The 15,771-nt window shown below is 73.8% G+C and carries 14 protein-coding genes; 8 read left to right on the plus strand and 6 right to left on the minus strand.

All coding sequences use genetic code 11. From position 1 onward, the window contains the following. Nucleotides 1-46: 46 nt before the first annotated feature. On the minus strand, nucleotides 47-658 hold the full coding sequence (locus tag ACFCY7_RS13535) for an MBL fold metallo-hydrolase (RefSeq protein ID WP_376484195.1): 612 nt from the start codon (nucleotides 656-658) through the stop codon (nucleotides 47-49). A 116-nt stretch (nucleotides 659-774) separates the two neighbouring features. Here ACFCY7_RS13535 and ACFCY7_RS13540 point away from each other — a divergent pair, with 116 nt between their 5' ends. The 4 genes from ACFCY7_RS13540 to ACFCY7_RS13555 all read left to right on the plus strand — a co-directional run bounded on the left by ACFCY7_RS13540 (nucleotide 775) and on the right by ACFCY7_RS13555 (nucleotide 4,425). Then, on the plus strand, nucleotides 775-1,731 hold the full coding sequence (locus ACFCY7_RS13540) for a GlxA family transcriptional regulator (protein WP_376484197.1): 957 nt from the start codon (nucleotides 775-777) through the stop codon (nucleotides 1,729-1,731). Between the two features lie 171 nt (nucleotides 1,732-1,902). Beyond that, on the plus strand, nucleotides 1,903-3,363 hold the full coding sequence (locus ACFCY7_RS13545; protein ID WP_376484200.1) for an APC family permease: 1,461 nt from the start codon (nucleotides 1,903-1,905) through the stop codon (nucleotides 3,361-3,363). Next, entirely contained in the window at nucleotides 3,360-3,797 is a 438-nt protein-coding gene (locus ACFCY7_RS13550; RefSeq protein ID WP_376484203.1) for a hypothetical protein, read from the plus strand. The genes ACFCY7_RS13545 and ACFCY7_RS13550 overlap by 4 nt, the downstream gene beginning before the upstream one ends. Before the next feature lie 10 nt (nucleotides 3,798-3,807). After that, nucleotides 3,808-4,425 (plus strand): threonine/serine exporter family protein, encoded by a 618-nt coding sequence (locus tag ACFCY7_RS13555; protein WP_376484206.1) that lies wholly within the window; start codon nucleotides 3,808-3,810, stop codon nucleotides 4,423-4,425. 175 nt (nucleotides 4,426-4,600) lie between these two features. Here the strand turns inward: ACFCY7_RS13555 and ACFCY7_RS13560 are convergent, their stop codons facing one another. Then, entirely contained in the window at nucleotides 4,601-5,953 is a 1,353-nt protein-coding gene (locus tag ACFCY7_RS13560) for a hypothetical protein (RefSeq protein ID WP_376484209.1), read from the minus strand. Between the two features lie 101 nt (nucleotides 5,954-6,054). On the opposite strand from ACFCY7_RS13560, the gene ACFCY7_RS13565 reads away from it, so the two are divergent. After that, a complete protein-coding gene (locus ACFCY7_RS13565; RefSeq protein ID WP_376484212.1) occupies nucleotides 6,055-7,014 on the plus strand; it encodes a D-2-hydroxyacid dehydrogenase family protein in 960 nt (319 codons plus the stop codon). A 16-nt stretch (nucleotides 7,015-7,030) separates the two neighbouring features. Here the strand turns inward: ACFCY7_RS13565 and ACFCY7_RS13570 are convergent, their stop codons facing one another. Continuing rightward, nucleotides 7,031-7,387 (minus strand): GntR family transcriptional regulator, encoded by a 357-nt coding sequence (locus ACFCY7_RS13570; RefSeq protein ID WP_376484214.1) that lies wholly within the window; start codon nucleotides 7,385-7,387, stop codon nucleotides 7,031-7,033. A gap of 2 nt (nucleotides 7,388-7,389) precedes the next feature. Next, complete coding sequence (locus tag ACFCY7_RS13575; protein WP_376484218.1) at nucleotides 7,390-8,343, minus strand: hypothetical protein; 954 nt, start codon at nucleotides 8,341-8,343, stop codon at nucleotides 7,390-7,392. Nucleotides 8,344-8,496: 153 nt separating this feature from the next. Between ACFCY7_RS13575 and ACFCY7_RS13580 the strand changes: the two genes are divergently transcribed. Next, complete coding sequence (locus ACFCY7_RS13580) at nucleotides 8,497-9,435, plus strand: PhzF family phenazine biosynthesis protein (RefSeq protein WP_376484221.1); 939 nt, start codon at nucleotides 8,497-8,499, stop codon at nucleotides 9,433-9,435. Between the two features lie 33 nt (nucleotides 9,436-9,468). Here ACFCY7_RS13580 and ACFCY7_RS13585 read toward each other — a convergent pair whose 3' ends face one another. After that, the gene (locus tag ACFCY7_RS13585; protein WP_376484224.1) at nucleotides 9,469-9,912 is read right to left on the minus strand and encodes a MarR family winged helix-turn-helix transcriptional regulator; all 444 of its coding nucleotides are present in this window, start codon (nucleotides 9,910-9,912) and stop codon (nucleotides 9,469-9,471) included. Nucleotides 9,913-10,004: 92 nt separating this feature from the next. Between ACFCY7_RS13585 and ACFCY7_RS13590 the strand changes: the two genes are divergently transcribed. Then, entirely contained in the window at nucleotides 10,005-10,352 is a 348-nt protein-coding gene (locus ACFCY7_RS13590) for a DoxX family protein (protein ID WP_376484227.1), read from the plus strand. Between the two features lie 109 nt (nucleotides 10,353-10,461). Then, complete coding sequence (locus ACFCY7_RS13595; RefSeq protein WP_376484229.1) at nucleotides 10,462-12,123, plus strand: ABC-F family ATP-binding cassette domain-containing protein; 1,662 nt, start codon at nucleotides 10,462-10,464, stop codon at nucleotides 12,121-12,123. On the opposite strand, the gene cobN is transcribed toward ACFCY7_RS13595, so the two are convergent. After that, nucleotides 12,120-15,743, minus strand: coding sequence for a cobaltochelatase subunit CobN (gene cobN, locus ACFCY7_RS13600; protein WP_376484231.1), 3,624 nt, complete (start codon nucleotides 15,741-15,743; stop codon nucleotides 12,120-12,122). The genes ACFCY7_RS13595 and cobN overlap by 4 nt on opposite strands. Between the last annotated feature and the right edge of the window lie 28 nt (nucleotides 15,744-15,771).

A 15,771-nucleotide genomic window follows, 5' to 3' on the forward strand; every position in this document is an offset into this window, starting at 1 on the left:
GTGCCGGGGACGGGACCACGCCCCGGCCGTGATCCGCCGGACACCCCTAGCGCGGTGCGGTGTCGTCGGCCGGGAAGGCCGGGCCGTGGCCGGGGACGATGACGTCGGCGGTGTCGAGGACGCGGAGGCGGGAGTCGCGCAGGATGCCGTGGTCCGGGGCGACCGGGTCCTCCACGGGGCCGTTGGGGCGCCACCAGAGGTCGCCGACGAAGGCGACGACGCCGGACTCGGTGCCGGCGAGCAGCGTGATGTCCTCGGCGCTGTGGCCGGGGGTGCGGATGAGGCGCAGCGACGGGGTGAGTTCGTGGCCCTCGGCGTCGCGGTCGGTCCACTGGTCGTTCTCGTAGATCGCCTTGTGGTCGTGGACGCGGGCGTGGCCGAAGAGGCCGACGTTCATGGTGTTGTCGGGGTGGTGGTGGCTGAGGACCACGTCGGTGATGTCGTCCGGGCCGAGTCCGAGTGCGGCCAGCGGGCCGAGGATGCGGTCGCGGCCGGCCACCATGCCGGGGTCGACGATCACGTGCCGGTCGCCGTCGTGGACGTACGACACGGTGGCGGCGACGCCGGGGCCGGTGGAGAGGGTGTAGCCGGTGGTCAGGATCGTGTAGGCGGCGGTACGGCCGCGGGGGGCGTCGGTGCTGTTCTTCGTCGTCGTCATGCCCCCAAGTCTTCTGCGGGGAAGGTTCCTTCACGAGTGGCCGTGCTGCCACTGATCGCGGGAATCGTGCCACCCGCCGGGGCCGGTGCCGCCGCCCCGCGTGCCAGACTCCCCGCATGCCGCCGTTCACGACCGTCGCCGCGTACGCCCCGACCGGTGTCGGCATGCTCGGTGCCGGCATCGTCTCCGAGGTGTTCGACGCGCGCGGCGAGGGTCTGCCCCGTTTCGACTTCGCGCTGTGCACGGACCGGCCGGGGCGGGTCCGTACGGACGTCGGGCTGCCGCTGGTCGTCGAGCAGGGTCTCGACCGGCTGGCGGCCGCGGATCTGGTGATCGCGCTGCCCTGGGCGGGTTTCCGCACGCCCCCGGCGCCCGCCGTCCTCGACACGCTGGCCGCCGCGCACGCGCGGGGCGCGCTGGTCGCGGCCCACTGCGTCGGCGCGTTCGCACTCGCCGCGGCCGGGCTGCTCGACGGGCGGCGCGCCACGACGCACTGGCGGTTCGCGGGGCTGCTCGCCGAGCGCCACCCGGCCGTCACCGTGGAACCCGACGCGCTCTACGTCGACCAGGGCCCGATCGTCACCGGCGCGGGCGCCGCCGCCGGCTTCGACCTGTGCCTGCACCTGCTGCGGCGGGAGTACGGGGCGACCACGGCCAACGCCATCGCCCGGGACCTGGTGCTCCCGTCCCACCGCGACGGCGGGCAGGCCCAGTACCTGGCCACCCCCGTCCCCGAGGACAGCCGGGACGAGCGGCTCACCGAGGTGCTCGCGTGGGCCCGGGAGCACCTCGACGAGCCCTTGCCCGTGGCGGAGTTGGCCCGCAGGGCGCTGATGAGCCGCCGGTCCTTCGCCCGCCGGTTCGCCGCCTCGACCGGCACCACCCCGCACGCCTGGCTGCTCGGGCTGCGCCTCAGCCGCGCCGAGGAGCTCCTGGAGACGACGGACCTCCCCGTCGAGGAGATAGCCCGCGCGGTCGGCTTCGGCAGCGCCGCGGTGCTCCGCGCCCAGTTCGTACGCCGCCGGGGCGTGCCCCCGCGCGCGTACCGACGCTCCTTCACACGGACGCCCTGACGAGGGGCGGAGCCGCCCCGCCTTCACCCGTACGACCTCGGGGACCCGCCAGGCCCTCACCCCTAGGCCCCTCGGGGACCGCCGTGCCTTCACCCGTACGGGCGACCCCGGTTGCCCGCCGTACGGGGGCCTCCGAGCGTGGGAGGGATCGCGCGAACCGATGGAGGGCCCATGAGCAGTATCGACACTCCGGCCGAAGTACCCAGGCCACGGGCGGCCGCGACGCCGGCTCCCACCACCCTCACCTGGGTGACGCTGGCCCTGATGACGACCGCGTCGGTGGCGAGCCTGCGGGCCGCGCCCACGATGGCCGTCTACGGCCTGGCCTGCGTGTTCCTCTATCTGGTCCCGGCGATCGTGTTCCTGCTGCCGACGGCCCTGGTCTCCGCGGAGCTCGCCTCGGGGTGGAACGGCGGCGTGTACCGCTGGGTCTCGGAGGGGCTGTCGAAGCCGCTCGGATTCCTGGCCGTGTGGTGCCAGTTCGCGATGACGATCTTCTACTATCCGAGCCTCCTCGGGTTCGTCGCGTCCACCATCGCGTACATCATCGATCCGGCCCTCGCCTCCAACGGCCCGTACACCGCGATCGTCATCGTGGTCCTCTACTGGACGGGCGTGTGGATCTCCTCGCGGGGGACGAAGGCACTGGCCGGACTGGCCAGTTGGGGCCTGATCATCGGCACCCTGATCCCCGGCACGGTGCTGGTGGTCCTCGGCATGGTCTTCCTCGCCCAGGGCAACCCCTCGGCGGCCCCGATGAACGCCTCGCACCTGCTCCCGCAGTGGACGGGCCTGGCGAGCCTCGTCCTGATCGTCAACAACTTCCTGTCGTACTCGGGCATGGAGATGAACGCCGTCCACGTCTCCTCGCTGAAGGACCCGCCGAAGGAGTACCCGAAGTCGATGTTCCTGGCCGTGGGCCTGGTGCTGCTGATCTTCATCCTCCCGGCGCTCGCGATCAGCTGGGTCGTCCCCGCGGACCAGCTCAGCCTCACGGCCGGCGTGATGCAGGCGTTCGACGCCTTCTTCTCGTACTTCGGCATCGGCTGGCTCACCCCGATCGCCGCCGTCGCACTGATCTCGGCGTCCCTCGGCGGCATGCTGACCTGGCTGGCCGGACCGTCCAAGGGCCTGCTGGAGATCTCCCGCCAGGAGGGCTACCTGCCGCCGTTCCTGCAGAAGCTGAACAAGTTCGGCGTCCAGCAGAACATCCTGGTCACCCAGGGCGTCGTGACCACGGTCATCGCCCTCGGGTACGCGCTGATCCCGAACGTCTCCAGCGTCTACTGGATCTTCTCGGTCATCACCACGCAGGTGTACCTGATCGTCTACCTGCTGATGTTCGCCGCGGCGATCCGGCTGCGGAAGACCCAGCCCGACCACCCCCGCGGCTACCGGGCACCCGCGCTGGGCGTCCTGTGCGTCGTCGGCCTGCTCGCCTCGCTCGCCGCGCTGTGCATCGGCTTCGTCCCCAGCTCCCAGTTCGGCAGCGGCAGCGTCTGGTCGTACGTCGCCATCGTCGGCGGCGGCCTGCTCATCCTGGGCTTCGTGATCCCGTGGGCCTTCCTGCACTTCCGCAAGCCGAGCTGGCGCACCGCCGCCGCCGTCCCCAGCGAGGGAGAGCAGGCATGAGTCCCACCCGCTTCGCCTCCGAGCACAAGGTGATCTACTGGGGCACGATCGTCATCCTCGTCGGCCTCGTCGTCACCGGCCTCATCCGCTACCACAACGTGAAGACGAGCAGCCAGACGCTCTCCAAGGCCAATCAGCTCCAGGAGGAGCTGGTCAAGGCCGGCTACCCCTCCCCCGACACCGACACCATCGAGCGGCTGCTCGGCACCGACGGCGGCCAGGTCTGCGAGGAGCCGGGCAACGCCCTGAAGACGGCGCTGTGGAAGATCCAGCAGTCGAACGGCGCCGCCGGCCCCGGGATGCGGCCCGTCATCTCCGACTCCAAGGCCGTCGAGGTCGAGCGGATCGTCCTCCAGGTCTACTGCCCGGACGAGCTCGACGACTTCAACGACGCCCTGGACGACCTCAAGACCGACGACACCGTCCGCCGGTGAGGGGCGGGGCGTGACTCCCTGGACCACCGACAGCGATACCGGCTCCGATCCCGAACCTGATTCCGCTCGTGGGCCCGATCCGGCCCACGAGCGCGATCCGGCCCACGAGCACGAGCAGCCCGGCGTCCTCCTCCACGACTTCCTGCGTGAACTCACCCGGTTCATGCTGAAGTTCAGCGGGGAGGGCGCCGAAGGCGTCGACCGGGTCGTCCGCGGCCTCGCCCGGACCTACGGCGGGCGGGCCGAGACGGTGCTCGTCGCGGACGGCGCCGTGCTCTCCGTGACCGTGGGGGGCCGCACCCTCACCTCGACCGTCACGGCCTTCCCCGACGTCGCCCGGCTCGACCGGGCCGTCGCCCTCAAGGAGTTCGTCGAGCGCGTACGGGACACCCGGCCGCCGCTGTCCGAGGCGGCGGCCGGCCTGCGCCGGGTCGAGAACCTGCCTTCCACGGTGCCGCGCTGGGCGCGCGGCGCCGGCATCGTGCTGTTCTCCGTCGGCTTCGCGCCCGCCGTCCAGCCGACCTGGTACGAGATCGGCACGACCGCGCTCCTCTCCGCCCTGGTCGCGACGCTCACGGTCCTCGCGGACCGGCGGGCGGGCACGTCCTCCACGGCTTCCGCGACCTGATGGACTTCGTCACGATCGTCACGACCATCGCGGTCGGCCTCCTCGCGGGCGCGGCGCTCGTACCGTCCCGCGGCGAGAAGGAGTTCCCGGCCGGCGGCTAGCACGCCGAAGGGGGCGGCCGACCCCGGCGGGCCGGCCGCCCCCCTCGTATCCGGCCTGATCCGAAAGGAACGGCCTAGACCTGCGGGGTGGGGGCGCTTCCCCCGGCGGGCGGCGGCTGCTTGGGGGGCTGGTCGCCGGGGGCCGGTTCGGCGGGGGGTCGCTCGGCGGGCTCCTCCGCCAGGAAGGCCACCACCGCCAGGACGAAGAGCAGGGTGAGGGCGATGCCCACGACGACGGCGCCGGTGGGGTAGGACCAGAAGACGAGGGCCGCGGCCGCGCCGGCGACGAGGATCCAGGTGATCCAGGTGCGGTAGCGGCGGACGAACGGGCCCACCGGGCCGAGCTTCATGCCCGCGTGGTCGGCGGTGGCCCGGGTCGCGGTGATGCCGGAGTGCCAGAGGCCGCGGACGAGGACGGCGGGGCGGCTCGGTCCGGAGAGCCAGGCGGCGAGGGCGATCAGGATGCCGAGGGTCGCGAACACCCGGACCGAGGTGCGCAGGAAGCGGATCAGCGTGTCGTAGACGGAGCCCGCGGCGGCCGGGGAGACGGTGGACGGCAGGGCGTTCAGGTAGACCGTGCGGAAGACGGTGAGGGCGACGCCGAGGACGATCGCCGCGAAGGCGACGCCGAGGGCGGCGGCGACCAGCGTGCGGCGGCGCTTCACGGCGAGCAGCACACCGCCGACGACGAGCAGGACGGCGATCACGGGCAGCCACACGCCCATGGTCTGGAGCAGCGAGAACACCGTCTTCACCTTGCCGATGTCGTCGGACTTGACCACGGTGAAGTCGGTGTGGATCTCGGGGATCTTGGCCGCGACGTCGAGGCCGGACGCGACGAGCCGCTCCTTCACCCGCTCGATCACCGGCGCCAGGTCGATGGTGACCGTGTCCGTCTCGATCTTCACCGCGCCTTCGTCGCTGCCGGTCAGGGCCCGGTCGAGGGAGGTGTGGATGGCCCGGTTGGCGTCGGTCCAGATGGTCTCGAAGGCGGGTGAGGCGACGATGTCCTGCGCCCGGTCGTGGACGAAGCTGCTGACCGCGCTTTCCAGGGAGCCGCCCAGCTTGCCGAGGGCCTTCTCCGCCAGGGGCCGGTCCGTGGGCGCGACGCCCTCCAGGAGCGCGGGGAGGTCGATGTGCTCCATGAGGGCGTTCGTCACGCGGTTCGCGACGGCGGCCTGGATGTCCGGGTCGGAGGCGAGCGGCTTGACCGTCTGCACGTAGCGGTCGGTGTCGCCGACGATGTCCGCGGTCCAGGAGGCGACGATGCCCAGCGGGATCAGGATGCAGCCGATGACGATCAGGACGGCGGAGAAGAAGGAGCGGACGCGGTGGTGGGGCGGACGGGCGACCGCCTTCTCGGCTTCGAGCGCGGCCACCCTGGCCCGGAGGGCGGCGAGTTCGTCGGCACTGTCACCGGAAGCCATGGCATCCACTCCTCACAACGGGACAAGACAGGGCAATTCTCCGGAAGGGGGATCGCTCTGTCGCCCTGGGCGGAGCATCCGAGGTAAGCGATCATGGAGCCATGAAGCTGCGCTGCGCCGTACTCGACGACTACCAGGGCGTCGCCCTCGCCTCCGCCGACTGGAGCCCGCTCGCCGGCCGCGTCGACGTCCGGGTGTTCCGCGAGCACCTCGCCGACCGGGACGCGGTCGTCGCCGCCGTCGAGGACTGCGAGATCGTCGTGATCATGCGGGAGCGGACCCCGTTCGACGCAGAGCTCCTCGCCCGCCTCCCCCGGCTCCGGCTCCTCGTCACGTCCGGGCCGCGCAACGCCTCCATCGACATCGCCGCCGCCCGCGCCCGCGGGGTCGTCGTCTGCGGCACCGCCAGCAGCCCCGAGCCGCCCACCGAACTGACCTGGGCGCTCCTGCTCGGTCTCGCGCGCCACGTGCGGACCGAGGCGCAGGCGCTGCGCGAGGGCGGCCCCTGGCAGTCCACCGTCGGCAGCGACCTGGCCGGCCGCACCCTCGGGCTCGTCGGCCTCGGCAAGATCGGCGCCCGGGTCGCGGCGGTCGGCCGCGCCTTCGGCATGGACGTCGTCGCCTGGAGCGAGAACCTGACGGAGGAGCGGGCCGCCGAGCACGGCGCGCGGCTCGCCGAGGACAAGCGGGACCTCTTCGCGAGCAGCGACTTCGTCTCGCTCCACCTGGTCCTCTCCGACCGCACCCGGGGCCTGGTCGGGGAGGACGAGCTGCGGGCGATGCGCCCCTCCGCGTACCTGGTCAACACCTCGCGGGCCGGCCTGGTCGACGGCGAGGCGCTCCTCCGGGCCCTGCGCGAGGGCTGGATCGCGGGCGCCGGCCTCGACGTGTACGCCACCGAACCCCTGCCGGCCGACGACCCGCTGCGCACCCTGCCGAACGTGCTGGCCCTCCCCCACCTCGGCTATGTGACGGAGGCCAACTACGCCCAGTACTTCGGCGAGGCCGTCGAGGACGTCGAGGCCTTCCTGGCGGGCACGCCGGTACGCGAGCTGCCCTGACGCGCACCGCCGGGGACTACCCCAGGCTGGTGCGGGCGAGCTCCACGAACTCGTCTTCGCTCAGGCCGAGTTCGCGGGCCTCCGCCGCCGCCTCGCGCAGCCGGGAGACCAGCCGGGCGCGGTCGGGGGCGGTGGCGCCGGGGACGATGAGGGCGCCCCGGCCGCGGCGGAGCTCGATGAGGCCCTCCTCGCGCAGGCGCTGGTAGCCGCGGAGCACGGTGTGGACGTTGACGCCGAGGGAGTCGGCGAGCTCCCGGGCGGCCGGGAGGCGTTCGCCGGGGGCGGCGGAGCCGTCGGAGAGGGCGCCCCTGACGCAGGCGGCGATCTGGTCGCCGAGGGGGACGGGAGAGGCCGGGTCGACACGGAAGAGCACGGTCAGACCTTCCCATGCCGTTCGGCGAGCGTGTTGAGCAGCGCGGCCGCCGTCGCCGCGTCGGGCACGGTGACCGCGAACTCCCGGCCGCCGTCCCGCCGTACGACGAGCGCCTCGCCGGAGCGCAGCACCACGCCCGTGCGGTGCGCCCGGACGCGGTAGCCCCAGCCGCCGAAGTCGGCGACGGCGCGGACGTCGCGGGTGTCCGCGCCCGCGATCTCGTCGAGCGGGATCCGGACGCGGGGCTTGGGGAAGACGCCGGAGCGGACGGTGAGGCCGTGGCGGTCGACGGTGACCCGGACCCGGGCGAGTGCGAGCCCGGGCACGCCGATGACGAGGCCGAGCAGGCCGAACAGCGCGTCCGGCCAGTCGAGGACGAGGAGGGCGACCGGGGCGGCGGCGAGGGCGAGGACCGCGAGGGCGGTCAGCGTCCGGGAGCCGGTGGAGCGGGACCAGCCGGCGACCTCGCTCGCGCCGAGCGCGAGTCGCGGGCCGTCGGGCGCCCCCGACCGGTCGGCCGGCTCGTCCGCCGGGACGAGCGAGGTGAGCGCCCAGCCGGCGAGGCCGGCGGCGACCGCCGCCGTTCCGGCCACGGCGAGGTCGACGGCGGGCACGGAGACCTGCACCTCGAACGCGTCGACGAGGTTGTTGCGAAGGATCCGGACCAGCAGTCCGCCGGTGAAGCCCGCGGTGGCCCAGGCGCCCCACAGGGCCCGGCGCCGGATGCTCGCGGTCCAGGCGGCGGCGAGGCCCGCGATCAGGGCCGTGCTGATGAGGACGTAGCCGGCCCGGCTCGTCCAGCCGTCGGCCTCGCCACCGTCCCCGAGGGAGTAGTGGGTGGCGAGTTCGGCGGGCAGCGCGTCCCGCCAGTGGGCGAAGAGCAGCAGGTGGACGGCGAGGGCGAGGACGAAGGGGAGCGCGGCGAGCGCGCGGAGACGAGGTGTGGCACGGTTCATGAAAACCTCCCTTGTTCGCACTCTACTAGAACAATGAGGATTCGTCTCCGCCGCAGCGGCGGTGAAGTCCGCGAAGGGCCGGTGGCGGCAGGCCCGTTCCCGGCATAGTGCTTTCCGCGACCCCGTCGTGGAACACGAAGCAGAGGAGAGCGCATGCCGCACGGCGACGTCACGATCGTGCGCGCGTGCGTGCGCGACGGAGCGGGCGGTGCGAGCGGGAGCCCGACCGCGGTGCTCGGCGAGGTGCCGCTGAGCGACGAGCGACGGCGGCGCGTGGCGGTGGCGGCGGGCACCTCGCACGCGGTGTTCGTGTCGGTGGCGGCGGGCCGGGCCGGGATTCCCGTGGTGTCCCTGCGCTTCTTCACCGCCGAGGGCGAGCTGCCGGCGTGCGGCCACGGCACCCTCGCCGCGCTGGCGTTCGCGACCCGGGGCGCCGGGAGCGGCACCCACCGGGTCGAACTGCGCACGGCGGGGCGGGTCTTCGAGGGCCGGTCCGTGCGGGAGGGCGGGCGGGTCCGGGCCTCTTTCGAGGCCGGTGCCGTGGAGTTGCGGGAGCCGACCGCCGCGGAGCGGGACCTCGTGGTGCCCGCGCTCGGCGTTCCCGCGGGGGCCCTGGGCGCCGGGCTGCGGGTCGCCTCGACGGGGCGCCCGCGGCTGCTGGTCCCGGTGCACTCGACCGCGGCGCTGGCCGGCCTCGCACCGGACACCGGGCGACTGCGCGCCGCGTGCGACCGGCTCGGACTCCTCGGCTGCTACGTCCACTCCGGGCCGACGTCCACGGGCCGACGCACCGCCCGCATGTTCGCCCCGTCGATCGGCGTCCCGGAGGACGTCGCCAACGCCAACAGCACGGCCTGCCTCGCCGCGCACCTGGCGGACGGCGGCGACGGGGGCGGACACGGGCCGGGGCACGAACACAGGCACGGGCAGGGACAGGGGCACGGGTACGGCGTCGAGCTCGCGGTCGACATGGGCGACTCGCTGGGCAGCCCCTCCACGATCACCGCTTCCGCGCGGCCCGGCTCGGCAGGTCCGGTGGTGCGGCTGGGCGGGGCGGTCGAGATCGCGGACGTGGTGCGCCTCCCGCTGTGAACCGGGGAGGCGGGGCGGTGCGGGCGCCGGGTGTTACTCCGCGCCGCAGTCGTGGTCGGCGGGGTCGACGACGACGCGGTCCAACAGGCCGCGCAGGAGCGTCTGTTCGGCTTCGGTGAGGTCGCCGAAGAGTTCGCGTTCGGCGTCGCTCACGGCCTGGTCGATGCGCTCCAGGGCTTCGGTGCCCGCCGAGGTGATCTCGACGATGTGGCGGCGTCGGTCGGCGGGGTCGCGGCGGCGCTCGGCGAGCCCGGCCGTCTCCAACTCGTTGAGGATCGCGACCAGTTGGCTCGGGTCGAGCTCCATCGCGACGGCGAGTTCGCGCTGGCTCGTGGCGCCGGGGGCCAGCTGCATCAGGGTCATCGCGTTGCGCGGGTGCAGCCCGGCGACGCCCAGGGCGGCGCGGATGCGCGCACCGGTGAGCTCGCCACGGAAGGAGAGGAGGAAGCCGAGGCGGTCGGTCGGATGAGCTGCCATGCCGTCCACCGTAACAACAACGCGATTATGGAGCGAAAGAAATCGTTGTTACTCTTCAACGGTTTTCGTCCCCATACCGTTGGAGCTCCTCCATGTTCATCGCCTACGCCGCCGTCGCGGCCCTGCTCGCCCTCGCGGCGACCGGCTCCGCCTTCATGACCTTCACCAAGAACCCGCAGGTCGTGGGCAGCATGACCAAGGTGGGCGTGTCAGAGGGCGCGCTTCCCCTGCTGGCGACCGCGAAGGCCGCGGGCGCGCTCGGCCTGCTCGCGGGCCTCTTCGTCGCGCCGCTCGGCGTGGCCGCGGCCGTCGGCCTGGTGCTCTACTTCGCCGGCGCCGTCGTCGCCCACCTGCGGGTGAAGGACTACGAGCTGGCGCCGGCGGCGGTGCTCACCCTGATCGCGGCGGCCGCACTGGTCCTGCGCGTGGCCTCCGCCTGAGATTCTTCAACGATACGAGACGTCTCGTCTTGCACACTCCCTCCCCCTGTCGTACCGTCGTCGAGGCGAGACGATCCGTCTCGCTTCCCCGGCGGCAGGAGGTACCCCCTTGTTCCGTGCCCTACTCGTCGACGTCAGCAAGCGCTACGACGACCGGTACGCGCAGCGCAGGACCGTGCTCGACCGGGTCTCGTTCACCGTCCGCCCCGGCGAACGACTCGGGATCGTCGGCGACAACGGCTCGGGGAAGTCGACCCTGCTGCGACTCCTCGCCGGCCTGGAGGCGCCCGACGACGGCACCGTCTCCGTCGAGGCCCCCGGCGGGCTCGGCCACCTCGCCCAGACCCTGGACCTCCCCGCGACGGCCACCGTCGGCGACGCCGTCGACCACGCGCTCGCGGACGTACGGGCGCTGGAGCGGGCCATCCGGACCGCCGAGGCCCGCCTCGCCGCCACCGGGGACCTCGCCGGATACGCCGAGCTCCTCGCCGCCCACGAGGCCCGGGGCGGCGCCGACGCCGACCGGCGCGTGGAGACCACCCTGCGGCGGCTCGGCGAGCGCCGACCGCTCGACCGGGACCGGCCGCTCGGCACCCTCTCCGGCGGACAGCGCTCACGGCTCGCCCTCGCGGGCGTCCTCGCCGCCGAGCCCGAACTGCTGCTGCTCGACGAGCCGACGAACGACCTCGACGACGAGGCCGTGGAGTGGCTGGAGGAACGACTGCGCACCCACCGGGGCACGGTCGTCGCCGTCTCCCACGACCGGGTGTTCCTCGACCGGGTGACCACCGCCGTCCTCGAAGTGGACGAGGACCGGCACACCGTGCGCCGGTACGGCGACGGCTACCCCGGCTACCTCGCCGGGCGCGCGGCCGAACGGGCCCGCAGGCAGCGGGAGTACGAGGACTGGAAGGAGGACCTCGCCCGGCACACGGCCCTCGCCGACACGCACATCGACCGGTTCTCCGCGATCCCCCGCAAGGCCCCGGCCGCGTTCAGCGGGGCCGGCGCCTTCCGCGCCCGGTCGCGGGCGCACGGGGCGATGAGCAGGATCCGGGCCGCCCGCGAGCGGCTCGCCCGGCTGTCCGCGCACCCCGTGCCGCCGCCGCCCGAACCGCTGCGCTTCCGCGCGGACCTCACCGGCGTCGAGGGCACCCCCGTCGACCTCGCGGACGTGCGGGTGGACGGCCGGCTCCGCCTGGACGCCCTCCACCTCGACGCGGGCGAACGGCTCCTGGTCACCGGCCCGAACGGCGCCGGGAAGACGACGCTCCTGAAGGTCCTCGCGGGTGAACTCGTCCCGGACGCGGGCACGGTGAGCGCACCGGCCCGCGTCGGGATGCTCCGCCAGGAGACGGCCCCGCCCACCGACCCCCGTACGGTGAGCGAGGCCTTCGGGGAAGGCCGCGAGGACGAACTGCTCGCCCTCGGGCTCTTCGCCGCCCGGGATCTCGCCACCCCGGTGCGTCTCCTGTCGACGGGCCGGCGCCGCAAACTGGAGCTGGCCCGGCTCGTGGCCTCACCCGCCGGTCTGCTGCTCCTCGACGAGCCGACCACCCACCTGGCCCCCGGCCTGGTGGAGGAGATCGACGCCGCGCTCGCGCTGTACCCGGGCACGCTGGTCGTGGTCAGCCACGACCGGCGGCTGAGAGAGGGTTTCCGGGGCCGCCGTCTGGCACTGGAGCCGGCCCCGGCACCCGTGGGGAGTCGGGGGGGTGTCCTGATCGGCGCGGCCCCCCGGTCCCGGCTGGTCCCGGATAGTCCCGGCTAGTCCTCGTCCGACCCCTCCAGGTCGCCTTCCGTCTCCAGGAACACCTGGCGCAGGGCGGCCAGGGTCTCCGGGTCCGGCTTCTCCCACATGCCGCGGGACTCGGCTTCGAGGAGCCGCTCGGCGATGCCGTGCAGGGCCCACGGGTTGGCCTCCTTCAGGAAGGCCTGGTTCGCCGGGTCGAGCACGTACTCCTGCGTCAGCTTGTCGTACATCCAGTCGGCGACGACGCCGGTCGTGGCGTCGTAGCCGAAGAGGTAGTCGACGGTCGCCGCCAGTTCGAACGCGCCCTTGTATCCGTGGCGGCGCATCGCCTCGATCCAGCGCGGGTTGACCACGCGGGCGCGGAACACCCGGGAGGTCTCCTCGACGAGGGTGCGGGTACGGACGGTCTCCGGGCGGGTGGAGTCGCCGATGTACGCCTCGGGCGCGGTGCCCTTGAGCGCGCGCACGGTCGCGACCATGCCGCCGTGGTACTGGAAGTAGTCGTCGGAGTCGGCGATGTCGTGCTCGCGGGTGTCCGTGTTCTTCGCGGCGACCGCGATCCGCTTGTACGCGGTCTCCATCTCGGCGCGCGCCGGGCGGCCTTCGAGCCCGCGGCCGTACGCGTACCCGCCCCACACCGTGTACACCTCGGCGAGGTCGGCGTCGGTGCGCCAGTCGCGCGAGTCGATCAGCTGGAGGATGCCCGCGCCGTACGTGCCGGGGCGCGAGCCGAAGATGCGGGTGGTGGCGCGCCGCTCGTCGCCGTGCTCGGCGAGGTCGGCCTGCGCGTGCGCCCGGACGTAGTTGTCCTCGGCGGACTCGTCCGCAAGGCCCGCGACGAGCCGTACGGCGTCGTCGAGGAGGCCGATGACGTGCGGGAACGCGTCCCGGAAGAAGCCGGAGATGCGCAGCGTGACGTCGACGCGGGGGCGGCCGAGTTCGGCGAGCGGGATCGGCTCCAGGCCGTTGACGCGGCGGGAGGCCTCGTCCCACAGCGGGCGGACGCCGAGGAGGGCGAGCGCCTCGGCGACGTCGTCGCCGGCGGTGCGCATCGCGCTCGTCCCCCACAGGGAGAGGCCCACCGAGGTCGGCCATTCGCCGTTGTCGGTGCGGTAGCGCTCCAGGAGGGAGTCGGCGAGGGCCTGGCCGGTCTCCCAGGCGAGCCGGGACGGCACGGCCTTCGGGTCGACCGAGTAGAAGTTCCGGCCGGTCGGCAGGACGTTGACCAGGCCGCGCAGCGGGGAGCCGGACGGGCCGGCCGGGACGAAGCCGCCGTTCAGGGCGTGCACGGCGTGCGTCAGCTCGTCGGTGGTGGCGGCGAGGCGCGGCACGACCTGCTCGCAGGCGAACCGCAGCACGGCGTGCACCTCGGGGCCGTACGCGGCGGCGACCGTGTCGATCGCGGCCACGGACCAGCCGGCGGCCTCCATGCCCTCGACGAGCGCGCGGGCCTTCTCCTCCGCCTCGTCGGCGGTGGTGCGGGTCGCGGCCGACTCGTCGAGGCCGAGGGCCTCGCGCAGGCCGGGCAGTGCCTGCGTGCCGCCCCAGATCTGGCGGGCGCGCAGGATGGAGAGGACCAGGTTGACGCGGGCCTCGCCCTCCGGGGCGCCGCCGAGGACGTGCAGGCCGTCGCGGATCTGGGCGTCCTTGACCTCGCACAGCCAGCCGTCGACGTGCAGCAGGAAGTCGTCGAAGCCGTCGTCCTCCGGGCGCTCCTGGAGGCCCAGGTCGTGGTCGAGCTTGGCGGCCTGGATCAGCGTCCAGATCTGGGCGCGGATCGCGGGCAGCTTCGCCGGGTCCATGGAGGAGATCTGCGCGTACTCGTCGAGGAGCTGCTCCAGGCGCGCGATGTCGCCGTACGAGTCGGCGCGGGCCATCGGCGGGACCAGGTGGTCGACGAGGGTGGCGTGGACGCGCCGCTTGGCCTGGGTGCCCTCGCCCGGGTCGTTGACGAGGAACGGGTAGACCAGCGGGATGTCGCCGAGCGCCGCGTCCGGGCCGCAGGCGGCGGACAGGCCGGCGTTCTTGCCGGGCAGCCACTCCAGGTTGCCGTGCTTGCCCAGGTGGACCATGGCGTCGGCGCCGAAGCCGCCGTCGTCGGCGCGGGCGGCGATCCAGCGGTAGGCGGCCAGGTAGTGGTGGGACGGCGGGAGGTCGGGGTCGTGGTAGATCGCGATCGGGTTCTCGCCGAAGCCGCGCGGCGGCTGGATGAGGATCAGCAGGTTCCCGCGCCGCAGGGCGGCGAGGACGATGTCGCCCTCCGGGTTGCGGGACCGGTCGAGGAACATCTCGCCGGGCGCCGGGCCCCAGTGCTCCTCGACCTGCTCGCGGAGCTCGGCGGGCAGCGTCGCGTACCAGCGCTTGTAGTCGGCGGCCGGGATGCGGACCGGGTTGCGGGCGAGCTGCTCCTCGGTGAGCCAGTCCTGGTCGTGGCCGCCGGCCTCGATGAGGGCGTAGATCAGCTCGTCGCCGTCGCCGGAGACCAGGCCGGGGAGGTCCTCCTCCGGCCCGAAGTCGTAGCCCTCCGCGATGAGGCGGCGGAGCAGCGCGACGGCGGAGGCGGGGGTGTCGAGGCCGACCGCGTTGCCGATGCGGGAGTGCTTGGTCGGGTACGCGGAGAGGACGAGCGCCAGCTTCTTCTCGGCGTTCGGGATGTGGCGGAGCCGGGCGTGCCGGACGGCGATCCCCGCGACGCGGGCCGCGCGCTCGGCGTCGGCGACGTACGCGGGCAGGCCGTCCTCGTCGATCTCCTTGAAGGAGAAGGGGACGGTGATGAGCCGGCCGTCGAACTCGGGCACGGCGACCTGGCTGGCGGCGTCCAGCGGCGAGAGGCCCTCGTCGTTCTCCTCCCACGCGGACCGCGAGCCGGTCAGGCACAGCGCCTGGAGGATCGGCACGTCGAGCGCGGCGAGCGCGCCCGCGTCCCAGGCCTCCTCGTCGCCGCCGGCCTGCGCCTCGGCCGGCTTGGTGCCGCCGGCGGCGAGGACGGTGGTGACGATGGCGTCGGCTCCGCTCAGGACGGAGATCAGCTCCGCCTCGGGGGCGCGCAGGGAGGCCACGTACAGGGGCAGCGCCCGGGCTCCGGCGTCCTCGATGGCGTCGCAGAGGGTGCCGACGAAGCCGGTGTTCCCGCTCATGTGGTGGGCGCGGTAGTAGAGCACGGCGACGGTCGGGCCGTCGGTGGGCTTCGGGGTGCGCTCCAGCGGGCCCCAGGTGGGGGCGGCGGCCGGGGCCTCGAAGCCGTGGCCGGTGAGCAGGACGGTGTCGGAGAGGAAGCGGGCCAGCTGCTCCAGGTTCTCCGGGCCGCCGTGCGCGAGGTAGGCGTGGGCCTCGGTGGCGACGCCGACGGGGACCGTGGAGGCCTCCATCAGCTGGGCGTCGGGGGCCTGTTCGCCGCTGAGGACGACGACCGGCTTTCCGGTCGCGCGGATGGCGTCGAGGCCCTCCTGCCAGGAGCGGAGGCCGCCGAGGAGGCGGACGACGACGAGCTCGGCGTCGTCGAGGAGGCCGGGCAGGTCGGCGAGGGGGAGGCGGGCGGGGTTGGCGAAGCGGTACTCGACCGGGCCGCCGGCGGAGCCGGCGTTCGCCGCACGGGCGCTGAGCAGGTCGGTGTCGGAGTGCGACAGCAGCAGAAGCATGGCGAGCTCAGGCCTTCCTCGGGGTTGT

It is taken from the genome of Streptomyces sp. NPDC056361 (genome assembly GCF_042262805.1).
In the GTDB taxonomy this organism is placed as follows: domain Bacteria; phylum Actinomycetota; class Actinomycetes; order Streptomycetales; family Streptomycetaceae; genus Streptomyces.

What these genes read in the sequence shown, in the direction of transcription:
- ACFCY7_RS13560 (WP_376484209.1), bottom strand. Translation starts at nt 5,953, where the DNA reads ATGGCTTCCGGTGACAGTGCCGACGAACTCGCCGCCCTCCGGGCCAGG.
- ACFCY7_RS13585 (WP_376484224.1), bottom strand. Translation starts at nt 9,912, where the DNA reads ATGGCAGCTCATCCGACCGACCGCCTCGGCTTCCTCCTCTCCTTCCGT.
- ACFCY7_RS13540 (WP_376484197.1), top strand. Translation starts at nt 775, where the DNA reads ATGCCGCCGTTCACGACCGTCGCCGCGTACGCCCCGACCGGTGTCGGC.
- ACFCY7_RS13565 (WP_376484212.1), top strand. Translation starts at nt 6,055, where the DNA reads ATGAAGCTGCGCTGCGCCGTACTCGACGACTACCAGGGCGTCGCCCTC.
- cobN (WP_376484231.1), bottom strand. Translation starts at nt 15,743, where the DNA reads ATGCTTCTGCTGCTGTCGCACTCCGACACCGACCTGCTCAGCGCCCGT.
- ACFCY7_RS13580 (WP_376484221.1), top strand. Translation starts at nt 8,497, where the DNA reads ATGCCGCACGGCGACGTCACGATCGTGCGCGCGTGCGTGCGCGACGGA.
- ACFCY7_RS13535 (WP_376484195.1), bottom strand. Translation starts at nt 658, where the DNA reads ATGACGACGACGAAGAACAGCACCGACGCCCCCCGCGGCCGTACCGCC.
- ACFCY7_RS13550 (WP_376484203.1), top strand. Translation starts at nt 3,360, where the DNA reads ATGAGTCCCACCCGCTTCGCCTCCGAGCACAAGGTGATCTACTGGGGC.
- ACFCY7_RS13545 (WP_376484200.1), top strand. Translation starts at nt 1,903, where the DNA reads ATGAGCAGTATCGACACTCCGGCCGAAGTACCCAGGCCACGGGCGGCC.
- ACFCY7_RS13575 (WP_376484218.1), bottom strand. Translation starts at nt 8,343, where the DNA reads ATGAACCGTGCCACACCTCGTCTCCGCGCGCTCGCCGCGCTCCCCTTC.
- ACFCY7_RS13590 (WP_376484227.1), top strand. Translation starts at nt 10,005, where the DNA reads ATGTTCATCGCCTACGCCGCCGTCGCGGCCCTGCTCGCCCTCGCGGCG.